Origin of the sequence: Bacillus sp. SIMBA_031 (genome assembly GCF_046535225.1) — a bacterium.
Taxonomy (GTDB): domain Bacteria; phylum Bacillota; class Bacilli; order Bacillales; family Bacillaceae; genus Bacillus; species Bacillus velezensis.
Genome location: NZ_JAWRXC010000194.1, coordinates 1 through 275, shown reverse-complemented (window position 1 = coordinate 275; position 275 = coordinate 1). Strand labels below are relative to the sequence as shown.

The 275-nt window shown below is 38.9% G+C and carries 1 protein-coding gene; it reads right to left on the bottom strand.

Going from position 1 to position 275, the window contains the following annotated elements:
* On the bottom strand, positions 1 to 240 hold a 240-nt coding region (locus SB724_RS20015), incomplete at its 3' end, for a hypothetical protein (protein ID WP_410572572.1).
* Between the last annotated feature and the right edge of the window lie 35 nt (positions 241 to 275).

Here is a 275-nt window from a genome sequence, read left to right as displayed (position 1 = left end):
CATACTGCCATCAAGCCTGTAATCCAACACTACTACATGAGGGCGATGGAGATCTATTAACTGAAGAAAATCTTCTTCCACATTTAGGATAGGCAAAACATCGAATCCTTCTATTGTTAAAGCCTCTGTCAGCACATCCAGAACACCAGGATCTGTTTCTTGTATAATTATGGTATGCATGTGTTTTCTTTTGCAGGTAAAGTTAGGATTTTCTCTATAACATGGCGCAGTATAAGCCATGTTAAATCTTTACCTGGAACCAAGAGAAGCAACAG